This window comes from Olleya sp. R77988 (assembly GCF_044594215.1).
In the GTDB taxonomy this organism is placed as follows: domain Bacteria; phylum Bacteroidota; class Bacteroidia; order Flavobacteriales; family Flavobacteriaceae; genus Olleya.
Window position 1 is genome coordinate 591,798 of the sequence record NZ_CP138988.1, and the last position, 21,112, is coordinate 612,909.

The following is a 21,112-nucleotide window of genomic DNA, read 5'->3' on the forward strand; positions in this document are numbered from 1 at the left end:
ATTAATCTACAATAATTTTGAAACTGTGTTTTAATCCTTTATAAGCTTCTAAATCTGCTCTTAAAGACCCTACAGCCAAATCTGCTTTTATACGTAAAGGTATTTTATTTTTATCATTAGACACCCAAAGGGTTAAACTTTCTTCTTCTTTAAAAACACGTCCTGCCATAACATATGGTCTAAACATTAATGTCTCAACCTTTCCAAAATTAGTGTTTAAGTTTTCCTTACCTAAAAATTTAAGTTTGAAACCATAGTTTTCTTCGTCAAAAAACATATCTAATTTAATCTCGTCGCCTTCTTTTAAGGTTTCTGTATCTAATTTATTTCTTAAATAATAAAAAGTAGACACCATGTCTTGAACATTAGTCTTAGTATCTATTGTCTTTTTTGTATCGTGCTTTTTATTATAAACAAGCGCTTCTTTCTTTTCTTGATCAAATTTAATTTCTACATTTTTTTTATGACCACCTTCATCTATTTTTCTAATAAATTTATATGGTAAAATAGTTTCTTTATCAAAATAGCTTTCATAACGATCTTCTACTTTAAAAAACCATTTAATCATTCCTGTAGTCCAACCTTTTCCAACAACATGAAACACTGGCTTACCGTTTAATGTGGTTTCTTTAACTTGAAGTGTTGCATTTCCTGCTTTCATCCAACCACTATAGCTCATTTTAAATTTAAACCACTCGCCATCTTTAAATGCTGGTTCTTGATCTTGAGCAACGGTTAAGTTAACTGCTAATATTGCTAAAAGTATAAGTATTTGTTTTTTCATAACTATTGTAATTATATAACTTGATTTGTTAAGTTATTGGTTAATTATAACTAATTAATACAATTACTATTCCAAAAATATAAAACAAAAAAATGTCACTTTACTATTTGACGACATTTTTTTGTTTTTTAAACTAGAGCGTTTTGTTAAAGTGTTCCTCTTTTAGCTTGCTCTCTTTCGATAGATTCAAACAATGCTTTAAAGTTTCCTGCTCCAAAACCACGTGCTCCCATACGTTGGATTATTTCAAAAAATAGGGTTGGTCTATCTTCTACTGGTTTAGTAAAAATTTGAAGTAGATAGCCTTCTTCATCTGCATCTATCATAATACCTAATCCTTTTAGTTTTTCGATATCTTCTCTTAACTCATGGCTAAACTCTTCTAATCTACCAGGAACTGCTTTGTAATATGCTTCTGGAGGTGTTGATAAAAACTCTACTCCATTGGAGCGTAATTGAGATACCGTTTTAATAATATCGTCTGTAGCTACTGCAATATGTTGGACTCCTGCGCCTTCATAAAAGTCTAAATACTCTTCTATTTGAGAACGCTTTTTGCCTTTTGCAGGTTCGTTAATTGGAAATTTAATTCTCCCATTTCCATTAGACATTACTTTAGACATTAGTGCTGAGTATTCTGTATGGATTTGCTTGTCATCAAAAGATAAAAAGTTTTCAAATCCCATTACATCTTCATACCATTTTACCCAAATATCCATTTGGTTCCAACCAACGTTACCAACCATATGGTCTATGTATTTTAATCCTGCTGTTGGTGGATTGTAATCGGATTCCCATTTTTGAAAACCTGGTAAAAATGCGCCTTTATAATTTTTACGTTCAACAAACATGTGTACTGTTTCACCATAGGTATAGATTCCTGCTCTTACTACTTCTCCATGTTCATCTTTTTCTACTGTTGGTTCCATGTAAGATTTGGCTCCTCTAGACGTTGTTTCTTCATATGCTTTTTTTGCATCTTCTACCCATAATGCAACTACTTTTACTCCATCTCCATGTTTTACAATATGGTCATTAATTGGTGACTTACTGTTTAAAGGTGTTGTTAGCATTAACTTTATTTTGTCTTGCGTTAACACATAACTTACAGAATCTTTAGATCCTGTTTCCAGGCCTTTATATGCATGCGATTGGAATCCAAATGCTGTTTTATAGAAGTGTGCTGCTTGTTTTGCATTACCTACGTAAAACTCTACATAATCTGTACCTAGAAGTGGTAAAAAATCTTGTGCTCCTTCAAATATTTTTTCTAAACCGTAGTTTACTGATTTTATTTCTTTTTTACTCATGGTAAGTATATTTTCGTTTCCACTATTGTGGAATTTTTATTCTTAAAAAAATGTTTAGTGATTCCACTTTCGTGGAAATAAAAGCCTTACTCCAACCAAGATTTAAAGTAATCTTCGTCTGCAATTTTTAATGCTTCTTCTGTTACCATTAATGGCTTAAAAGTGTCTACCATTACTGCTAACTCATCTGTTTTTACTTGTCCAATACTACGTTCTGTTGCTCCTGGATGTGGTCCATGTGGTATACCTGCAGGATGCAAGGATATATGTCCTGCGTCAATATCGTTTCTGGACATAAAATCTCCATCGACATAGTACAATACCTCATCACTATCTATATTACTATGGTTGTAAGGTGCTGGAATGCTTTCTGGATGATAATCGTACAATCTAGGTACAAAACTACAGATTACAAACGCATCAGACTCAAAAGTTTGATGCACAGGTGGTGGTTGATGGATACGACCTGTTATAGGCTCGAAATCGTGAATTGAAAACGCATATGGGTAATTAAATCCATCGTAACCTACTACATCAAAAGGATGTGTGGCGTAAACCATTTCAAAAATATCGTCTTGTTTTTTAACTTTCATTAAAAAATCTCCTTTTTTGTTATTGGTTTCTAGCTCGTATGGTTGTCTTATGTCACGCTCGCAAAAAGGTGAATGCTCTAACAGTTGCCCAAACCAATTACGATAACGTTTTGGTGTGTAAACTGGTCTTTTTGACTCGACAATAAACAAACGATTGTCTTCAGTGTCAAAATCTATTTTATAAATAATACCTCTTGGTATTATTAAATAATCTCCATATTTAAAATCTAGGTTTCCAAGATGTGTTCTTAATTTTCCTGTGCCTTTATGGATAAAAATCACCTCGTCTGCATCTGTGTTTTTATAAAAATAATCTTTGGTAGATTGTTTTGGTGCTGCCAAAATAATACTACAATCACTATTGGTTAAAACTGTTTTACGTGATTGTAAATAATCGTTTTCTGGTTTGACTTGAAACCCTCTAAAGCGATAGGATTGTATATGGTTTGCTTTTGCAATTTTTGGTGCGACATTATATTGCTTTTGTATTGCTTTAACTTGTGTTGGTCTTTGCTCGTGATATGAGTTTGTTGACATACCATCAAAACCAATGGTTCCAAATAATTGTTCTGCATACAGAGATCCATCTGGCTTTTTAAATTGGGTGTGTCTTTTTGGTGGAATTTTTCCGAGTTTATGATAAAATGGCATTTTTATAGTTTTTAGATTAAAAAATAGACTATTAACTAAAGTGTTAACGTCTTACTAAATGCTTAACAAGGAAGGAAGATCACTCTGGATTACGTTTAATCAAGAATTTTAAATGTGATAATAAATCGCTCCAAATTGTGCTCATAATCTAACAAATATCGTAAATTTTGATGAGTTTTGGAAGTGTTTTTAACTTGAAAAAAGACCCTTGGTGTTTTGCCTTGTGTTAAGGGTAGGAATACTTCGACAAACTCAGCATAAATTCTATCCTTTTTTTGCTGCCATATATGGCAAAAAAAGATATAATGGATAACCTGGTTTTATTTAAACCAATAAACGGTTAAATAAAAAACGCCCAATTAAAACCAATATCCTAAATTAAAAAACCAATGATTTTGTTTGGTTTCTGGAGAAAAGCTATACTTAACTTCTATTGGTCCTAAAAAAGATTGATAAGAGTAGCCTATAGCATATCCTGAATAGTCTGGTAAAGAAAACCAATTTCCAGTATCATATAATCTATCCTCAACATTTGCAAAATTAGCTGATGCTATTATGTGGTTTTTAGGATAGAATTGGTAATCTAGGTTTACACTTCCCTTTATATAAGAATCTGCTGCTATTGATAAAAAATCGTAGCCATAAAATGGTTTGAAATTATTAATAAAATTATTACCATATCCTCCAAGTACAAAGTCTAAAAACTGATTAGCTTTTGGGTTAATTTTAAAACCTCCATCTGTACTAAAATTAATTGATAGTTTATCAAAAATTTTATGTGCATACCCTAATTCTGCTTTAAAAATTGTGAATGGTGAAAATGTATTTGAAAAATCTGAAGAATATAAATAGTAGTTACCCTCTGCTGAAAAATACATTCCATCTGTTGGGAAATACTTACTATCGTAGGTATCAAATTTTAAAGCTCCAAATAGACTAACGTAATCACTGTTTTCAAAAACTGTTTCGTTTTGATTTTGAGAGGATAAAATGGTTTCTGTTTTTACTTGAAGTTTTTTATGTTCTAAACCTGTTGTAAAAACCAGGTCGTTTTTAAATAGTGTTTGTAAAAAAAACTGATTGTTTATATCTATTAATTGTGCATTAATTTTATTAATTCCTGTTGTTGCAATTTGTGCTGTTGTTAAAAAAGCGTTTGCGACTATACCTTGATCAAACTCATTATATCTAGATTTTAAACCTATACTCCAATGCGCTCCTTTATCTATAAAATAATCAAAATTATACCTAACATGATCTCCAAAAATTAGATCTAAAGACATGACATCATTTTTTAATAACAATTGTTTTTTAGTGACATTAATTAGCATTGCACTTTTATACAAATCATCATAGTGTAAACCTAGTTTTAAAAATGTTGTTTTTTTTGTTTCGGTTACATTTGTAACGATTCTGTAGGTGTTGTTTTTTTCAGGTTTTAATTCGTAAAAAAAGCTGTCAAAATTATTTGTAGCTACAACATTATTGGCTCCTCTTGATAAATCATTATATGATATTTTGCTATACTGGTTTAAGTTAAGTTTCCCTAATATATAAGATCTTGTGTACTTTTCAATTCCATTAGTCTCGATATAATTTATATTTAAACTATCAGGAGATTTCATAACCTGTTTTACTAAAGGTTGTTTATACTGTTTTTGCTTTAGCTGCTTTAAAATTTCTATTTTATCTAGTGTTGCTAATTCACCATTATCAATAATTTGTTTACCATCATCAAAAGACACAACGTTAAATTTTGTAATATCTGGTTTAATATAAATATCTGTCTTTTTAGACTTAATTTTCATATCATTTATAGTCCTAAAATTATTTATCTGGAATAATATTTCTGGTGCTGAAGATAAATCTGTCCTATTGGCTAAATCGTCTTGAACATCTACACCAATAATAATATCCATTCCTTTTTCTCTAAGCTCGTCAATTGGATAATTATTGACGACACCTCCATCAATTAATAGTCTTCCATCAAACTCGACAGGTTGAAACAATGATGGAAACGCTCCACTTGCTTTAACTGCTCGAGGTAAATTACCTTTATCCAACACTACTTGTTGTCCAGTTTCTACATCTGTTGCTATACAGAAAAACGGAATTGGTAATTGAGAAAAATTGTCTTCTTTGCTAACATGAAGCAATAACTTAGTTAATAAATTAAAAGTGTTTTGCCCTTTAGAAAGCGCAGAAGGCAACTTTACTTTTAAATTATCGAAAGGGAGTGTAATAGCATATCTTTCTGATAGTTCTCTCTCATAAGTAGATTTTGCAGAACGTGGTATTTTATCGTTTAAAATATCGTCAAAATTTACACCTTTAAAAATGGAGTCTAATTGTTTACCTGAATATCCAGAAGCGTATAAAGATCCAATAATTGCTCCCATACTTGTACCAGCAATATAATCTACCCTAATTCCTAAACTATCAATAACTTTTAGTGTTCCAATATGTGCAAACCCTTTTGCTCCACCACCACTTAACACCAAACCAATTTTGGGCTCTTTTGGCATTGTATCTTGGGCTTTTAGGTTAAAGCTAAAAGCTAATAATAGTATAAAAAATAGGCTTATTTGCTTCATTCTTTATTATAATAATTATAAATTTTTGTTGCTCTAGAATTACCAACGACTTCTTCTAGCTCGTCTATTTTTGCGTTTGAAATTCGTTTTGCTGATTTAAATTTTTTTAATAGTTCAATAATTGTTTTTTCTCCAATACCTGGAATGGTTTCCATTTCTGTATTTAAAGCCTGCTTGCTACGTTTATTACGATGATGCTCTATCCCAAAACGATGTGCTTCATTACGTAATTGTTGTACAATTTTTAATGTTTCTGATTTTTTATCTAAATATAAGGGAATTGGATCATCTGGATAGAATAATTCTTCTAAACGTTTTGCAATTCCTATAATGGCTATTTTTCCTCTTAAATTTAAAGCATCTAAACTTTTTAAGGCAGAAGATAATTGTCCTTTTCCTCCATCAATTATTATTAATTGTGGCAAAGGTTGTTTCTCTTCTAATAATCTTTTATAGCGTCTAAATACTACTTCTTCCATAGATGCAAAATCATCTGGACCTTCCACTGTTTTTATATTAAAATGTCGGTAGTCTTTTTTACTTGGTTTTCCGTTTTTAAACACAACACAAGCTGCAACTGGATTAGTTCCTTGTATGTTAGAGTTATCAAAACACTCTATATGACGTGGCTCTTCGCTTAGTCTTAAATCTACTTTCATTTGAGCCATAATACGATTTGCGTGTCGATCTGGATCTGTAATTTTAACTTGTTTAAAACGCTCTAGTCTATAATATTTTGCGTTTCTAATTGATAAGCCTAAAATGTGTTTTTTGTCTCCTAATTGTGGTACTGTTACTTTTATATCTTCTCCAATATCGACTTTAAATGGCACATAAATCTCTTTAGATTTTGAGTTAAAACGTGCTCTAATCTCGATAATAGCTAACTCTAAAAGAGTTTTATCAGTTTCGTCTAGTTTTTTCTTGATTTCTAATGTGTGAGAGCGGATTATAGAACCATAAGACAGCTGTAAAAAATTAACATATCCATGTCCAGCATCGCTTATTACAGAAAACACATCTACATTACTAATTTTTGGGTTTACTATGGTAGACTTAGCTTGGTAGTTTTCTAAAACGTCTATTTTTTCTTTTATAATTTGAGCGTCTTCAAACTCCATATTTTCTGCAAATTGTTTCATTTGCAATTTAAATTCGCCTAAAGAGTCTTTAAAATTTCCTTTTAAAATAGCTCTAATCGCTTTTATTTTTTCATTATAGGCTGTTTCATTCTCATAGCCTTCGCAAGCACCTTTACAATTTCCAAGATGGTACTCTAAACAGACTTTGTATTTTCCTGACTGTATTTTGTTTTCTGCTAAATCAAATTTACAGGTTCTTAATTGAAACAATCCTCTAATTAAATCCAACAAGGTATACACCGTTTTTACGCTTGTATAAGGTCCAAAATATTCGCTTCCGTCTTTTATATAACGTCTGGTATGAAATATTCTAGGAAAACGCTCTTTTTTAATACAAATCCATGGGTAGCTTTTATCATCTTTTAATAAAACATTATAACGTGGTTTGTGTTTTTTTATAAGATTATTTTCTAATAATAACGCATCTGTCTCTGTCTCTACAACAATATGCTTAATGTTTACAATACGTTTTACTAGTACTCTGGTTTTACCATTATCATGTGTTTTTGTAAAATAAGAGGTCACCCGTTTTTTTAAATTTTTAGCTTTACCAACATAAATTATTGTGCCTTCACTATCAAAATACTGATAGACTCCAGGAGATTCTGGTAATGTTTTAAGCTGAATATCTAAAGTGGTTTGACTCATTTATTATCAAAAAAATCGACTTATTATCAAAGGTAATTATTTAAAAACAACTTAAGGTTTATAGACAAAATTTTAACCTTAAAATAAATTGTAAGTTGTAAAATATTATTGACTACATTGCGCCACTTTAAAAAAAATAAAATGACAAAGAAGACTATTGGTAGAATAGATAAAATTAACTTTCCAAAGTTAGATTTATTACAAATAGATTGCAAGATTGACACAGGTGCATATACTTCTGCAATACATTGTTCTGAAGTTTTTGAAAAAGAAGATGGGTTATATTGTACGTTTTACAGTAAAGGTCACCCAAATTTTAATAGCAAAACAAAAGTATTTAAAGACTATACTTTTACTGATGTAAAAAGCAGTAATGGTTTTGTAGAAAATAGATATAAAATAAAAACAGAGGTTATTTTTTTTGGTAAAACATATAAGATTAACTTAACTTTAAGCACAAGAGAAGATATGAGATTTCCTGTTTTAATTGGTAGACAGTTTTTAAAACGTAAATTTTTAGTAGATGTCGATCTTGAAAATCAATCCTTTAATACTACTAACTAATGAATATTGTTATTTTATCCAGAAACGCAAACTTATATTCTACCGATAGACTGGTTGAAGAAGGCGAACAAAGAGGTCATAAAATAGAAATAATTGATCCTTTAAAGTGCGATATAATTATTGAAACAGAAAAACCAACCATTTACTATAAAGATCGTTATTTAGACTATGTAGATGCTATTATACCCAGAATTGGTGCTTCAGTTACATTTTATGGTTGTGCTGTTGTTAGACAGTTTGAAATGATGAATGTATTTACTACTGCATCTTCTGATGCCATTCTTAGATCTAGAGATAAACTTAAAAGCTTACAACGCTTAAGTAAAGCTGGAATTGGAATGCCTAAAACTGTTTTTACAAACTACTCTAGAGATGTTGAAGAAGTAATAGAGCATGTTGGTGGTGTACCAGTTATTATTAAATTATTAGAAGGTACGCAAGGGTTAGGTGTTGTTTTAGCTGAATCTAAAAATGCAGCAGAATCTGTACTTGAAGCCTTTAATGGACTTGAAGCAAGAGTTATTGTTCAAGAGTATATTAAAGAAGCTAAAGGCGCAGATTTAAGAGCTTTAGTAGTAGATGGTCAGGTTGTTGGAGCCATGAAACGTCAAGGCAAGGAAGGTGAATTTAGGTCTAATTTACATAGAGGTGGAAGTGCTAATATTATTAAACTAAGTGTAGACGAATTAAAAGTAGCCATGAAAGCTTCAAAAGCATTAAAATTGCCTGTTTGTGGTGTAGATATGCTACAATCTTCAAGAGGGCCTTTACTGTTAGAAGTAAATTCTAGTCCAGGATTAGAAGGTATAGAAAAGGCTACAGGTAGAAACATTGCTAGAAGCATTATTACTTATATAGAAAAAAATAGCAAAAAATAAATATGTATATAAACAAAGATTTAAAAATCTTAGGCGAAGTTATTAAACCTGGAGAAAGTGCTGAAGTCAGCTTTAATGTTGCTAAGTTACATACTAGAACTCCAGTAGATGTTCCTGTTATTATTGAGCGCTCTAAAAAACCTGGACCAACTATTTTATTTACTGCTGGTATCCATGGAGACGAGGTTAATGGAATTGAAATTGTGCGTCAATTAATTTCTAAAAAAATTAATAAACCAAGAATTGGAACAACCATTTGTATTCCTGTGCTTAATATTTTTGGATTTATAAATATGGAACGTGAGTTTCCAGATGGACGGGATTTAAATCGTGTATTTCCTGGATCTAAAAACGGATCGTTAGCCAGTCGAGTGGCTTATGAGTTAATACACGAAATCATACCACATGTGGATTTTATAGTCGATTTTCATACAGGTGGAGCTTTTAGGTTTAATGCACCACAAATACGAATAGAACAAGGTAATGAAGATGATGATGTTATGGCAGAAATCTTTGGTGCACCTTTCATTTTATATTCTACTAACTCCAGTAAAACATTTAGAAAGACTTGTAATAAAATGGGGAAACCTATTTTATTATATGAAGGCGGAAAATCGTTTCATATTGACAATACTGTAACTAATACAGCTGTAAATGGTGCCAAACGTATTTTAAACCATTTTGGAATGTTAAGCAGGCAATTTAAAGTGTCAGAACCTAAAAAAGCATGTGTTAAAATCACAGAAAGTTCTTGGCTTAGAGCCAAACATTCTGGGATGTTTAAAGCGACTATTGCTTTAGGAATAGAAGTGAAAAAAGGAGACACTATTGGTAACATTACAGACCCTTATGGTAAGTTTAATCACTTTGTAAAAGCAAATCATACAGGATATGTTATAAATATTAATCAATCTCCAATTGTGTATCAAGGTGATGCCTTGTTTCATGTTTCTACCAAAACAAAACAGTAACACGTTTTGCATTTTAAATCTTTATTAAGATAAACGTCAGTTCGAGTGATTTTGAGGCACGAAAAATTGTATCGAGAACTTTTGAGTTAAAATTCTTATTCTCGATACAAATTTTACTCATTTTCAATCGTAAAATTCACTCAAATTGACGAATTTTATCAAAACACATATCTGTAACATTAGCTAAAAATGACTAAAAACCAATTACGTAAAAAATATAAAGCCTTACGTAGCCAATTATCTGAATCTACAATTGACAATTTTAGTATTAAAATTGCTAATCAATTGTTAACCTTAGATTTATGGAATCTAAGCTTCTATCATTTATTTTTATCTATTGAAACTCAAAAAGAAATAAACACAGATTTTATATTAAATATCTTGTCTGGAAAGGATAAAAACATTGTTATTTCTAAAAGCGATTTTAAAACCAATACACTATCTAATTATCTACTAACCGATGCAACTACTTTAAAACTTAATGCATATAATATTCCAGAACCTGTGGATGGAATAGAAATATCAAATAACAACATTGATGTTGTTTTTGTACCACTATTAGCGTTTGATTTAAAAGGACATCGTGTTGGTTATGGTAAAGGGTTTTATGATACTTTTTTAGCGTCTTGCAAGCCAAAAACTATTAAAATTGGGCTGTCTTTTTTTGAAGCTGAAGCTGAAATAGAAGCTATTTACGAAGGAGATATTAGTTTGGACTATTGTGTGACACCTGAAAAGATATACAAGTTTTAGTTTTCATCCTTTTTAGGAAACGCCTTTTTATTAAAAAAAATTAAGATACCAAATCCCACACTTATTGCTACGTCTGCAATATTAAAAACAGGTTCAAAAAACGTAAAATAATCACCACCAATACCTGGAATCCATTCTGGTAAATAACCTTTCCATAAAGGTAAGTACAACATGTCTACCACTTTACCATGTAACAAACTATCATAACCTTTTGTTGGTAAAAAAGTAGCAATTTGACTTGTACTGTCGTCAAACAATACTCCATAAAAAACAGAATCTAATATATTACCTAAAGCTCCTGCAAAAATAAATACTAATGCTAAAACCAAGGTTTTAGAATATTGCTTTTTAATGGTATTAACTAACCAATATCCAATCCCAATTATCGCAAAAATCCTAAAAACAGTCAAACTAACTTTGGCTGTCCTATCTGTCATAAAAGGTAAAATGTCGCTTAACTTGGTTCCCCAAGCCATTCCGTTATTTTCAATAAAATAAATTTTAAACCAATTAAAAACAGTCACATCTTCTCCTAAAACAAAATGGGTTTTGACGTATATTTTACTTATTTGATCAATAAGTAAAATGATAATTATAAGGAGTGAGGCTTTCTTTAAATTCATAATTTCTGAAAACAAAAATAGACTTATTTTTCTATTTTGGTTATCTTAATATTGCCATTAATACTATGACAGCTTATTTGATGGTTTTTGTTAATAAAAAACTTATTACTTACAGTTCCTGTTTTAGTAAACGCTTCAACTTTAGCATTATTGGTCTCAATGGTAATATTACCTTCAATAGTATTGATAATTGCGTCTCCTAAAAACTGTTTTAAATTACAATTACCTTGATTTAGCTCTATAAAAACAGAAGGATATTGTCCTGTAATTTGGACAAAAGCAATATCACTTTTTATATCTAGATTAATATGTTTAGGTACAGTGATTTCATACTCTACAGACAACACTTTATGCGCACTTAACTTATCATTTTCGTTTTTAAATAACGGTTGGAATGTTGAAGAAATAAACAGTTGTGTTTCTGTAATACTATCAATAATTACAAGATGCTTGGCATACTCACCTTCTATTTTAACTTTTAAGTTAATTGTATTATCTAAACTGTTTGAGACTTTAATTTTAAAAACATTTTGACCATCAATGGTCAAGGTTTTTAATTGTGTAGCACTCCATGATTTTTCTGTGCTTTTTTGGGCAAAAACCGAAAAATTAATACAAAAGGCTAATAAAAATAAAACTCTTTTCATAAGTTAGATTCCTACATACGCAGGAATGACAATGTAATTAAAAACAAAACGCTTCAATAAAAATTGAAGCGTTTTGTTTTGGGTAAGGTTCCCATTTTCATGGGAATATGTTATTGCATATTCTTTGCTTCAATGCTTAATGTTGCATGTGGTACTATCTCTAATCTTTTTGGATTGATTAATTTACCAGTAACACGACACACACCATATGTTTTATTTTCAATTCTAATTAAAGCGTTTTTAAGATCACGTATAAACTTTTCTTGCCTAATTGCTAATGCAGAATTAGATTCTTTACTCATAGTTTCACTTCCTTCATCAAATGCCTTAAATTGTGGTGACGTATCATCAGTTCCATTATTATGATCATTCATGTAAGCACTCTTGATTAATTCTAAATCATGTTTTGCTTTTTCAATCTTTTCAAGGATTATTATTTTAAATCCTGCTAATTCTTTATCTGAATATCTAAGGTTTATATCTGATGCCATAATTTTTAATTTTTTTGAATAAATAGTTTGGTATTTACATCATCAAAAGCAATTTCTATACCATTATCTAATTTAGTAATAATTTCTAAATTATCGGTTAAAGTTTCTGCTTTTATATATTCTAAATTTGCTTTAATAGCTTGTACTATATTTTTATCTTCTTGTAGTTGCACTACAATTCTGTCTGTGACTTCAAAACCAGAATCTTTTCTTAAATTCTGAATACGGTTTACTAACTCTCTAGCAATTCCTTCTTCTTTTAATACTTCAGATATTGTAACGTCTAAAGCGACCGTAATATTACCTTCATTTGCAACTAACCATCCTTCAATGTCTTGAGAGGTAATTTCTACATCATCACGTTGTAATGTAATAATTTTTCCATTACAATCGACATCAATCTCACCTTTTTGTTCAACAATTTTAATATCGTCTGCAGACATTTTATTAATTGCTCCAGCAATTGCTTTCATGTCTTTACCAAAACGAGGTCCTAAGGTCTTAAAATTAGGTTTTATCTGCTTAACTAAGATATCTGATGCATCTTCTAAAAGCTGGATTTCTTTAATATTTACTTCGCTTTTTATTAGGTCTTCTACTGCTTTTATCTCTTCTTTAAGTTGGTCAGAATCTACAGGAATCATAATTTTCTGTAAAGGCTGTCTTACTTTTATTTTTTCTTTAGCTCTTAACGATAAGACTAAAGACGAAATAGTTTGAGCATTTTCCATCTTACGTTCTAACGACTTATCAACAAAACTAGCATCAAATTCTGGGAATTTTGCTAAATGAACACTTTCAAAAGCTTCAGATTGAGTTGTTTTTGTTAAGTCTAAATATAATTTATCCATAAAGAAAGGTGCAATTGGTGCGCCTAACTTTGCTATGGTTAATAGACAAGTATATAATGTTTGATATGCAGAGATTTTATCTGTTTGATAGTCTCCTTTCCAGAAACGCCTTCTACTTAATCTTACAAACCAGTTACTTAAATAATCTTGTGTAAAATCTGATATTGCACGAGCTGCTTTTGTAGGTTCGTATTCTGCATAATATGCGTCCACTTTTTGGATTAAAGTATGTAACTCACTTAATACCCAACGATCTAATTCTGGACGTTCTGCAAGTGGGATTTCTGCTTCTGCGTAACTAAACTTATCCAAATTAGTATATAAACTAAAAAATGAATAGGTGTTATAAAGTGTCCCAAAAAACTTACGTTTTACTTCTTCAATTCCATCAACATCAAACTTTAAGTTGTCCCATGGATTTGCATTAGCAATCATGTACCAACGCGTCGCATCTGCTCCATAGGTATCTAAAGTCTCAAATGGGTCTGTTGCGTTACCTAAACGTTTAGACATTTTTTGTCCGTTTTTATCTAACACTAATCCGTTAGACACAACGTTTTTATAGGCTACAGAATCAAATACCATAGTTGCTATTGCATGTAGCGTATAAAACCAACCTCTGGTTTGATCTACACCTTCTGCTATAAAATCTGCTGGAAATGATTTATTATCGTCAATTTTATCTTTATTTTCAAATGGGTAATGCCACTGTGCATAAGGCATTGATCCAGAATCAAACCATACGTCAATTAAATCTGCTTCGCGATGCATTGGTTGTCCGTTTGGTGATATTAAAACAATCTTATCTACTATATTTTTATGTAAGTCTAGCTTAGCATAGTTTTCTTCAGAATTGTTTCCTACTTCAAAATCTTCAAATATATCTTTAGCTAAAACACCTGCTGAAACTGCTTTTTCCATTTCTGCCTTAAGCTCTTCTACAGAACCAATACAGATTTCTTCTTTACCATCTTCTGTTCTCCAGATTGGTAATGGAATTCCCCAATAACGTGATCTTGATAAATTCCAATCGTTTGCATTAGCTAACCAGTTTCCAAAACGTCCAGTACCTGTAGATTTTGGTTTCCAGTTTATGGTATCATTATTAGCTACCATTTTGTCTTTTACGTCAGTTACTTTAATAAACCAAGAGTCTAATGGATAATATAGAATTGGTTTGTCTGTACGCCAACAATGTGGGTAACTGTGTTTATATTTTTCTACCTTGAATGCTTTATTTTCTTCTTTTAATTTAATTGCTAACTCAACGTCTATTGAACGTTCTGGAGCTTGGCCATCATTATAATACTCGTTTTTAACATACTTACCTCCAAATTCTGCCATTTCTGGTCTAAAACGACCTTGTAAATCTACAAGTGGCACTAAGTTTCCGTTATCGTCTTTTACCAATAAAGGTGGGACTTCTGGAGAGGCTTGTTTTGCTACTAATGCATCATCTGCTCCAAACGTTGGTGCTGTATGTACAATTCCTGTACCATCTTCTGTGGTTACAAAATCTCCAGAAATAACTCTAAACGCATTTTCTGGATTGTCATTTGGTAAGGCGTATGGTAATAATTGTTCGTATTTAATACCAACAAGATCTTTTCCTATAAACTCTTTTACAACGTAAAACGGAATTTTCTTGTCTCCATCTTTATACTCTAAAAGTTCTGGCTTTGTTTCAACTTTATTAAACTTAGCATCAAATTGTTTGTTAACCAATCCTTTTGCCAAAATTACATTCATTGGTTTGAATGTGTATTGGTTATATGTTTCAACTAAAACATAATCAATTTTTGGCCCAACGGTTAATGCTGTATTACTTGGTAATGTCCATGGTGTTGTGGTCCAAGCCATAAAATGTATGTCACCTTCGTTTTGTAAAAAGTCTGGCAATGTTTCAGCAACAGCTTTAAACTGAGCAACAATAGTGGTATCTGTTACGTCTTGATAGGCTCCTGGTTGGTTAACCTCGTGCGAGCTAAGACCAGTTCCTGCTTTTGGTGAATAAGGCTGTATTGTGTAGCCTTTATACATTAATTTTTTAGTGTAAATTTCTTTAAGCAACCACCAAACAGTTTCCATGTATTTAGGCTCATAGGTAATATATGGATTGTCCATATCTACCCAATATCCCATTTTTTGAGTTAGGTTATTCCATACATCTGTGTAACGCATAACTGCTTTACGACAAGCTGCGTTATAATCTTCTACAGAAATAGTCTTACCAATATCTTCTTTGGTAATACCTAATTCTTTCTCTACACCTAATTCTATTGGTAGTCCATGTGTGTCCCAACCTGCTTTACGCTTTACTTGGTACCCTTTCATGGTTTTATAACGCGGAAAAATATCTTTTATAGCACGTGCTAAAACGTGGTGTACTCCTGGTAACCCATTAGCACTTGGTGGTCCTTCAAAAAACACATAAGGTTTTGCGTTTTCTCTTGTAGTTACACTCTTTTCGAAGATATTATTGTCTTGCCAATACTTAAGAATTTCTTCTGCTACGTTTGGTAAGTTAAGTCCTTTATATTCAGGGAATCCTGCGTTCATTTTTTCTAGTTTCTTATACGAGTCGCGAAATTAAGAAATTCTGTTGAAACGATTGGTTTTATGAATAAAAAAAGCTTCAACAGGTAATATGTTGAAGCTTTAAAATACTTAATAGCATTTACAATTTACTCTATTATAATCTTCTTATCTATTGTTTGGTTGTTTTCTGTTTTAATACTTATAATGTATAATCCTGAACTTAAATTAGAAATTTGTAATCCATTTTTTAATTGACTATTGGTTACCGAAACAGTTTTAAATACTTCCTGACCTAAAGCATTATATAGCGTTACCAACTTAACTTCTTGTTCTAATCCTTTAACAAACAACAGATCTTGAGTATTAATAAAATAGATAGAAACATTATCTGAGTTAAAATCATCGACTCCTAAAATAGCTGCTTCACTTTGGAAAACAATATCAAAACGATCATTAAAAGCACCTGCATTAGAAGTAAAGCTATAGTCTTGATTGGTTGTTAAATCATGATAAGTTCCTGTTTGATTATCTCTTAAATACACTTCTTGAGTGTTGTCTAAATTTTCAAATTCTATTGCTTTAATTATATAACTTGTACTACCATCTGCAATAAAATTTAAGTCTATGACTTTATCTGGTGTTATTGAAGTAAATGCCTGAATAACTGTTTGGTCATTATTTAATGGCATCGTCAAATCATTAGCAGTAGTTTCATGCACTTTTGCATCATAACCATAATCAAAATCATCTGTTGTATTTGGGCTAAAGCCTAATAACAGTTGTCTTCCTTTGTCATTTCCTGTTTTAAACTCTAATCTTATTTTTTGAAATACATTAGTTGTGTTTTGCTCTGTAGAGCTATTGTTTTGTGTTTTAAAGAATACTGATTGCCCAGAACCTTCCGTTGTAAATACACGTTGGTTATTATTAAATTTTATATCTCCATTATTTACAACTTCAACCATAAACCCTTGTCCAACTGGCAAATAACGTTTAGGTGTTAATAATCCATCTTGAGACCCATTATTTGCTCCATTTAATCCTACAAATTGATATGCATTTACACCTCCTAATAAATTAAGGGTTGCATAACCACCTTCATAAGCATTTAAAATATGTGAATCTCCAGCCCATTGTTCCCATAAATAAACCTCTCCACTAATGACACTACTATTATCATTTATAAATTGATGTGCATCAATAGCTGATGGATATGGGTTACCTACAAGATATTCTGTTTTTGTAGAACCTCCAACAGATCCGGATCCTCCAGTATCTGTTGCACTTAATAATACTGTTCCATTATTAGGCTTTCCTTCAAAAATATAATCTGATAATGACCCTCCTCCTTTTTGCGTATAACCCAATCCAGATTGTAAAGGTGTACTTAATCCTAATTGATCCCAATCATAATAAGTCACTCCATTTTGATAACTATATAACCAATAGCTGCTTATTTTTCCGTCTTCATCATATGCATTTGTGAATTGTACATCATTACCTGATGCATCTTTTAGCATATTTAATGTAAAAGTTGTATTATTTGGATTGTTAGAACTAGTATTATTATCTATTAAATTTGTTGTCGCTTTTGTTCCTACTGGAGAGCTCCAATAATTATATCTATACACACTACTTTGACCTTCTTGACGTCTTAAAACTTTTCCTTGAGCAGATGTTACTAAATCACTATAAATACCTTGTACTAATTGTGAGTCGTTAAGTAAATCTAATGTTCCGTTTAACTCTAAATACCAACTGTTGTTTTCTTGATGGTTTCCGTTAATTGTAAATGTTTTATTTGCATCAATAAATAATCCAATATTTTTAGGAGAATGTGACGCATTTACATTGTTTTTAATATCAATAATACTCCAGTCTTTATTGTTTGAGACATCTTCAATATCCCAAACATCACCATGTAACCATGTTGATTCTGTTGTCCAAGACCCATCTGCTACCGACTGATAAGGCATTGGAGCTGTTTGTGGCTGAATTGTAGTTATGTTATGTAAATAGACTGTGTTATTATTTACAGACATATCAGAAGTTGTAGAATTAACAATATTTGTCATAGGGAAATAACCTTCTAAAGTACTCCAAAGCACTTTATTATTAGTTGCAAGATCTTCTATATCTTTTGGTATGATAGTCCCTCTTACTAAACCTCCATTATTTTCAATTTCTTGATAAACCATTTGTTGGATTTGCTGATCAGTCATGTTTTTATTAAACACTCTAACCTCATCTACAGATCCTTTAAAATATCTGTTTGAAAAACGCTCAAACCTTCCAATAACAAAATCTGGATTAGTGTATGAAGGATTAGTTGATAATGCAGTTCCAGAATTAGAATAACTAACTTGATCTACCTCTTCTCCATCTACATATAATTTTATCAATTTATCAGAACCACTATATACCAAAGCTAAATGATGCCATTCGTTTTTTGGTAACGTAAAAGAAGAACTTAAGCCATAAGAAGTATTTGTATTATTAGTAATAACATAACCATGTACTTTTGATGAAGAGTCTATCCAAATTCTAAACATATTTTGTCCTAATACATCTCCCGATAAAGAAAAATCAGGGTCTAATTTTACCCATGCCATTATAGTTCCTTCATTCCATCCACTCATTTGTAAATTAGGGATTGAAACATAGTCATCAATACCATCAAAGTCTATAGTTGCAGAAGGATAGTAAACATCTATATTATCTCTGTAATCTAGATCACCTCCAGAACTTATGTCAGCATCAGTGTCTGGTAATATTGAACTTGAAGGGTTATCAATTTCATCATTAACATCTGGATTATCTAATAAATTAGAGCCTTCAAAAGCATCATCCAATCCATCATCATCAGAATCTGAATTTAAGGTATTGTTTGGCATTCCGTTTTCTTCAATATCTGGAAGTCCATCATTATCAGAATCTAAATCTAAATAATCTGGTGTTCCATCATTATCTGTATCAGTTAATGAAGTAAATCCAGCACCATAATTATCATCAATTCCATTATTGTTGGTATCTGTCATCGCTGACCCATTTCCACTTGGTGCAATATAGCCAACTGTTGGTTGCGCTTCTACATTATCTGGAATACCATCATTATCACTATCTATATCTATATAATCTGGAATATTATCATTATCTGTATCTATATTAGGACATGTTGTGGTTAACATAAATTCTACATTATCACCAGATGTTAAGTCTAATTTAGTAGTTTCTACAATGATTTTAGTTGCTTGAGACAATGTTTGAGTATCAAATTTTATTCTCATTACATCATCGTTTTGTGCTACTATTGAGCCTTGAAACGAAATATCTGTTCCATTTATGGTATATGGGTTTGGCGCACTTGCTGGAGTTGTTCCATTTTGTTCATACGATACAACATTCCAATTTGCGGTAGCCAATCTAGTAGCTGAAGGATCTTCTGCATAAACAACAAAATCTGTAATTTCAGCATCACTTATAAATAAATTAAGATCACCAAAATCATGAGGTGTAATATTAAATGTAACTTTTGTTTTATTTTCAAAAGAATTCTGATATAATGACAATTGAACATTTCCACTTAAAGCTGTACCTGCATCTGCTGAAACACTACCAGAATAATTATACGAATCTCCTCCAAATGAAGGATTTGTTCCTGTAGAACTTACTACTTCAGCATTAATAATAACCGGATTTCCACCAATAGTAGTCGAAATGTTTGAAACATTAGTACTAATTTGAGATGCTGTCCAATCTAAAATAGCTGGAGTACCACATTGTTCTACTGCATCAGTTATACCATCATTGTCATCATCTAAATCACAATTATTGGAAACACCATCTGTATCTGTATCTGTTCCAGTATTTATTTCTAAAGTAATTGTTCCTATATTACTTATTAAAGCTGTATCACATCCACCTAATACTGTATCTTTTACAGTATAATTAAAACTAACCAACCCAGAAAAACCAGCAACAGCTGATAAAGTAATTATACCTGTAGTATTATCAATTACAGCTGTAACACCTACTGGTAGGTTAGAAATTTCTACTGTACTAGGATCTATATTGTTTTCATAATCTATATCATTTACTAAAGCATTTATTACTATAGTCTCCGAAGGACAATAAACGCCTCCTAAAGTATCGTCTACAGCAATTGGTCTACCATCCAAAACAATATCTAGGCTTTCCAGATCAACCCAAGTAGTTGTTACTTCATCAATTTGTGTAATTGTTCCAGTGGTTTGATTTACAACATAAAAATATCTACCATCTGATGTGAAGAAATTACCACTAACGTCAAACGCTAAACCATCACTAATTAAATTAGAATTTGCAATAGGTGTTACCTCTCCATTTGTTTTATTTACACTAGCAATCCAATCATCTCCTCCTCCAGTACCCCAAAATGTTGACGATATGAATAGTTCATTACTACAAGTACTGAATGTCATGTCTTCATTGGTACCAATAGTAAATCCTGAATATGCAGGATCCATTACTAACTCTAAATGATCTATTCCAGTTCCAAAAGCATTAGGTACGACAGTACCAGAATCGCTATCAAATGAAAAAATAAAATCTGGTCTACCAGACGGACTACTTACAGCATATAATTGATTATCTATTGATCGTCCAATACCATTAACTCTTTCTATTGTTGATCCATCACCTAGCGTACCAAACAATCCAGAACCTAGAGGTTGCACACCTGCTGTAGGATTATTCAAATCATAAATATAAATTCCAGAATCTGTTGGGTTTGTACCTGTATAGACTACATAGAGGACGTCCCCTATTATAATACAATCTCTTGCCTCTCCAGGAAGATCATTTAATCCATTATTTAAATCTCCAATATAAGTCCACGTATTTGGTCCAGTTGTATTAGGATTTTGACTTACATAAACCTGATGTGGGCTGCTTTCATTAATTGTGTATGCAGCAATTCCATATGTACTAAACTGAGCATAACTATTTAATGATACAAATACCATAAATATAGATACTACAAAATGTAATTTTATTTTCATAAGTAGGTAATTAATTGATTTGGGGTCAATTGCTA

General features: G+C 31.3%; 14 protein-coding genes. 4 read left to right on the top strand and 10 right to left on the bottom strand.

Features of this window, described 5'->3' with window-relative positions; genetic code table 11:
- Position 1 precedes the first annotated feature (1 nt).
- The 5 genes from SJY17_RS02665 to uvrC form a co-directional block, all read right to left on the bottom strand.
- Complete coding sequence (locus SJY17_RS02665; protein WP_397363911.1) at positions 2-784, bottom strand: DUF3108 domain-containing protein; 783 nt, start codon at positions 782-784, stop codon at positions 2-4.
- Positions 785-930: 146 nt separating this feature from the next.
- Positions 931-2,094, bottom strand: a complete 1,164-nt coding sequence (gene hppD, locus SJY17_RS02670) for a 4-hydroxyphenylpyruvate dioxygenase (RefSeq protein ID WP_397363912.1) — start codon at positions 2,092-2,094, stop codon at positions 931-933.
- A gap of 86 nt (positions 2,095-2,180) precedes the next feature.
- Positions 2,181-3,338 carry a homogentisate 1,2-dioxygenase gene (locus SJY17_RS02675; RefSeq protein WP_397363913.1) on the bottom strand — a complete coding sequence of 386 codons (1,158 nt, stop codon included), beginning with the start codon at positions 3,336-3,338 and terminating at the stop codon, positions 2,181-2,183.
- Positions 3,339-3,697: 359 nt separating this feature from the next.
- A complete protein-coding gene (locus tag SJY17_RS02680; RefSeq protein ID WP_397363914.1) occupies positions 3,698-5,932 on the bottom strand; it encodes a patatin-like phospholipase family protein in 2,235 nt (744 codons plus the stop codon).
- On the bottom strand, positions 5,929-7,722 hold the full coding sequence (gene uvrC / locus SJY17_RS02685) for an excinuclease ABC subunit UvrC (RefSeq protein ID WP_397363915.1): 1,794 nt from the start codon (positions 7,720-7,722) through the stop codon (positions 5,929-5,931). Before uvrC ends, SJY17_RS02680 begins: the two co-directional genes overlap by 4 nt.
- A gap of 141 nt (positions 7,723-7,863) precedes the next feature.
- On the opposite strand from uvrC, the gene SJY17_RS02690 reads away from it, so the two are divergent.
- The 4 genes from SJY17_RS02690 to SJY17_RS02705 all read left to right on the top strand — a co-directional run bounded on the left by SJY17_RS02690 (position 7,864) and on the right by SJY17_RS02705 (position 10,888).
- Positions 7,864-8,286, top strand: coding sequence for an ATP-dependent zinc protease (locus SJY17_RS02690; protein ID WP_397363916.1), 423 nt, complete (start codon positions 7,864-7,866; stop codon positions 8,284-8,286).
- Positions 8,286-9,164 (top strand): 30S ribosomal protein S6--L-glutamate ligase, encoded by an 879-nt coding sequence (gene rimK, locus SJY17_RS02695; RefSeq protein ID WP_397363917.1) that lies wholly within the window; start codon positions 8,286-8,288, stop codon positions 9,162-9,164. The genes SJY17_RS02690 and rimK overlap by 1 nt, the downstream gene beginning before the upstream one ends.
- 2 nt (positions 9,165-9,166) lie before the next feature.
- Complete coding sequence (locus tag SJY17_RS02700) at positions 9,167-10,135, top strand: succinylglutamate desuccinylase/aspartoacylase family protein (protein WP_397363918.1); 969 nt, start codon at positions 9,167-9,169, stop codon at positions 10,133-10,135.
- 189 nt (positions 10,136-10,324) lie between these two features.
- Positions 10,325-10,888, top strand: a complete 564-nt coding sequence (locus SJY17_RS02705) for a 5-formyltetrahydrofolate cyclo-ligase (RefSeq protein WP_397363919.1) — start codon at positions 10,325-10,327, stop codon at positions 10,886-10,888.
- Here the strand turns inward: SJY17_RS02705 and SJY17_RS02710 are convergent.
- From SJY17_RS02710 to SJY17_RS02730, 5 genes are all read right to left on the bottom strand, one after another.
- A complete protein-coding gene (locus tag SJY17_RS02710; protein WP_397363920.1) occupies positions 10,885-11,511 on the bottom strand; it encodes a lipoprotein signal peptidase in 627 nt (208 codons plus the stop codon). The genes SJY17_RS02705 and SJY17_RS02710 overlap by 4 nt on opposite strands.
- A gap of 23 nt (positions 11,512-11,534) precedes the next feature.
- Positions 11,535-12,158 carry a hypothetical protein gene (locus SJY17_RS02715; RefSeq protein ID WP_397363921.1) on the bottom strand — a complete coding sequence of 208 codons (624 nt, stop codon included), beginning with the start codon at positions 12,156-12,158 and terminating at the stop codon, positions 11,535-11,537.
- 110 nt (positions 12,159-12,268) lie between these two features.
- Positions 12,269-12,649: a TraR/DksA family transcriptional regulator gene (locus SJY17_RS02720; protein WP_397363922.1), complete on the bottom strand. Its 381-nt coding sequence runs from the start codon at positions 12,647-12,649 to the stop codon at positions 12,269-12,271.
- A gap of 5 nt (positions 12,650-12,654) precedes the next feature.
- Complete coding sequence (ileS, locus tag SJY17_RS02725) at positions 12,655-16,059, bottom strand: isoleucine--tRNA ligase (RefSeq protein ID WP_397363924.1); 3,405 nt, start codon at positions 16,057-16,059, stop codon at positions 12,655-12,657.
- Between the two features lie 125 nt (positions 16,060-16,184).
- Positions 16,185-21,077 carry a LamG-like jellyroll fold domain-containing protein gene (locus SJY17_RS02730; protein ID WP_397363925.1) on the bottom strand — a complete coding sequence of 1,631 codons (4,893 nt, stop codon included), beginning with the start codon at positions 21,075-21,077 and terminating at the stop codon, positions 16,185-16,187.
- Positions 21,078-21,112 lie beyond the last annotated feature (35 nt).

What these genes read in the sequence shown, in the direction of transcription:
- SJY17_RS02705 (WP_397363919.1), top strand. Translation starts at nt 10,325, where the DNA reads ATGACTAAAAACCAATTACGTAAAAAATATAAAGCCTTACGTAGCCAA.
- SJY17_RS02730 (WP_397363925.1), bottom strand. Translation starts at nt 21,077, where the DNA reads ATGAAAATAAAATTACATTTTGTAGTATCTATATTTATGGTATTTGTA.
- SJY17_RS02720 (WP_397363922.1), bottom strand. Translation starts at nt 12,649, where the DNA reads ATGGCATCAGATATAAACCTTAGATATTCAGATAAAGAATTAGCAGGA.
- ileS (WP_397363924.1), bottom strand. Translation starts at nt 16,059, where the DNA reads ATGAACGCAGGATTCCCTGAATATAAAGGACTTAACTTACCAAACGTA.
- SJY17_RS02680 (WP_397363914.1), bottom strand. Translation starts at nt 5,932, where the DNA reads ATGAAGCAAATAAGCCTATTTTTTATACTATTATTAGCTTTTAGCTTT.
- rimK (WP_397363917.1), top strand. Translation starts at nt 8,286, where the DNA reads ATGAATATTGTTATTTTATCCAGAAACGCAAACTTATATTCTACCGAT.
- SJY17_RS02665 (WP_397363911.1), bottom strand. Translation starts at nt 784, where the DNA reads ATGAAAAAACAAATACTTATACTTTTAGCAATATTAGCAGTTAACTTA.
- hppD (WP_397363912.1), bottom strand. Translation starts at nt 2,094, where the DNA reads ATGAGTAAAAAAGAAATAAAATCAGTAAACTACGGTTTAGAAAAAATA.
- SJY17_RS02690 (WP_397363916.1), top strand. Translation starts at nt 7,864, where the DNA reads ATGACAAAGAAGACTATTGGTAGAATAGATAAAATTAACTTTCCAAAG.
- uvrC (WP_397363915.1), bottom strand. Translation starts at nt 7,722, where the DNA reads ATGAGTCAAACCACTTTAGATATTCAGCTTAAAACATTACCAGAATCT.
- SJY17_RS02675 (WP_397363913.1), bottom strand. Translation starts at nt 3,338, where the DNA reads ATGCCATTTTATCATAAACTCGGAAAAATTCCACCAAAAAGACACACC.
- SJY17_RS02700 (WP_397363918.1), top strand. Translation starts at nt 9,167, where the DNA reads ATGTATATAAACAAAGATTTAAAAATCTTAGGCGAAGTTATTAAACCT.
- SJY17_RS02710 (WP_397363920.1), bottom strand. Translation starts at nt 11,511, where the DNA reads ATGAATTTAAAGAAAGCCTCACTCCTTATAATTATCATTTTACTTATT.
- SJY17_RS02715 (WP_397363921.1), bottom strand. Translation starts at nt 12,158, where the DNA reads ATGAAAAGAGTTTTATTTTTATTAGCCTTTTGTATTAATTTTTCGGTT.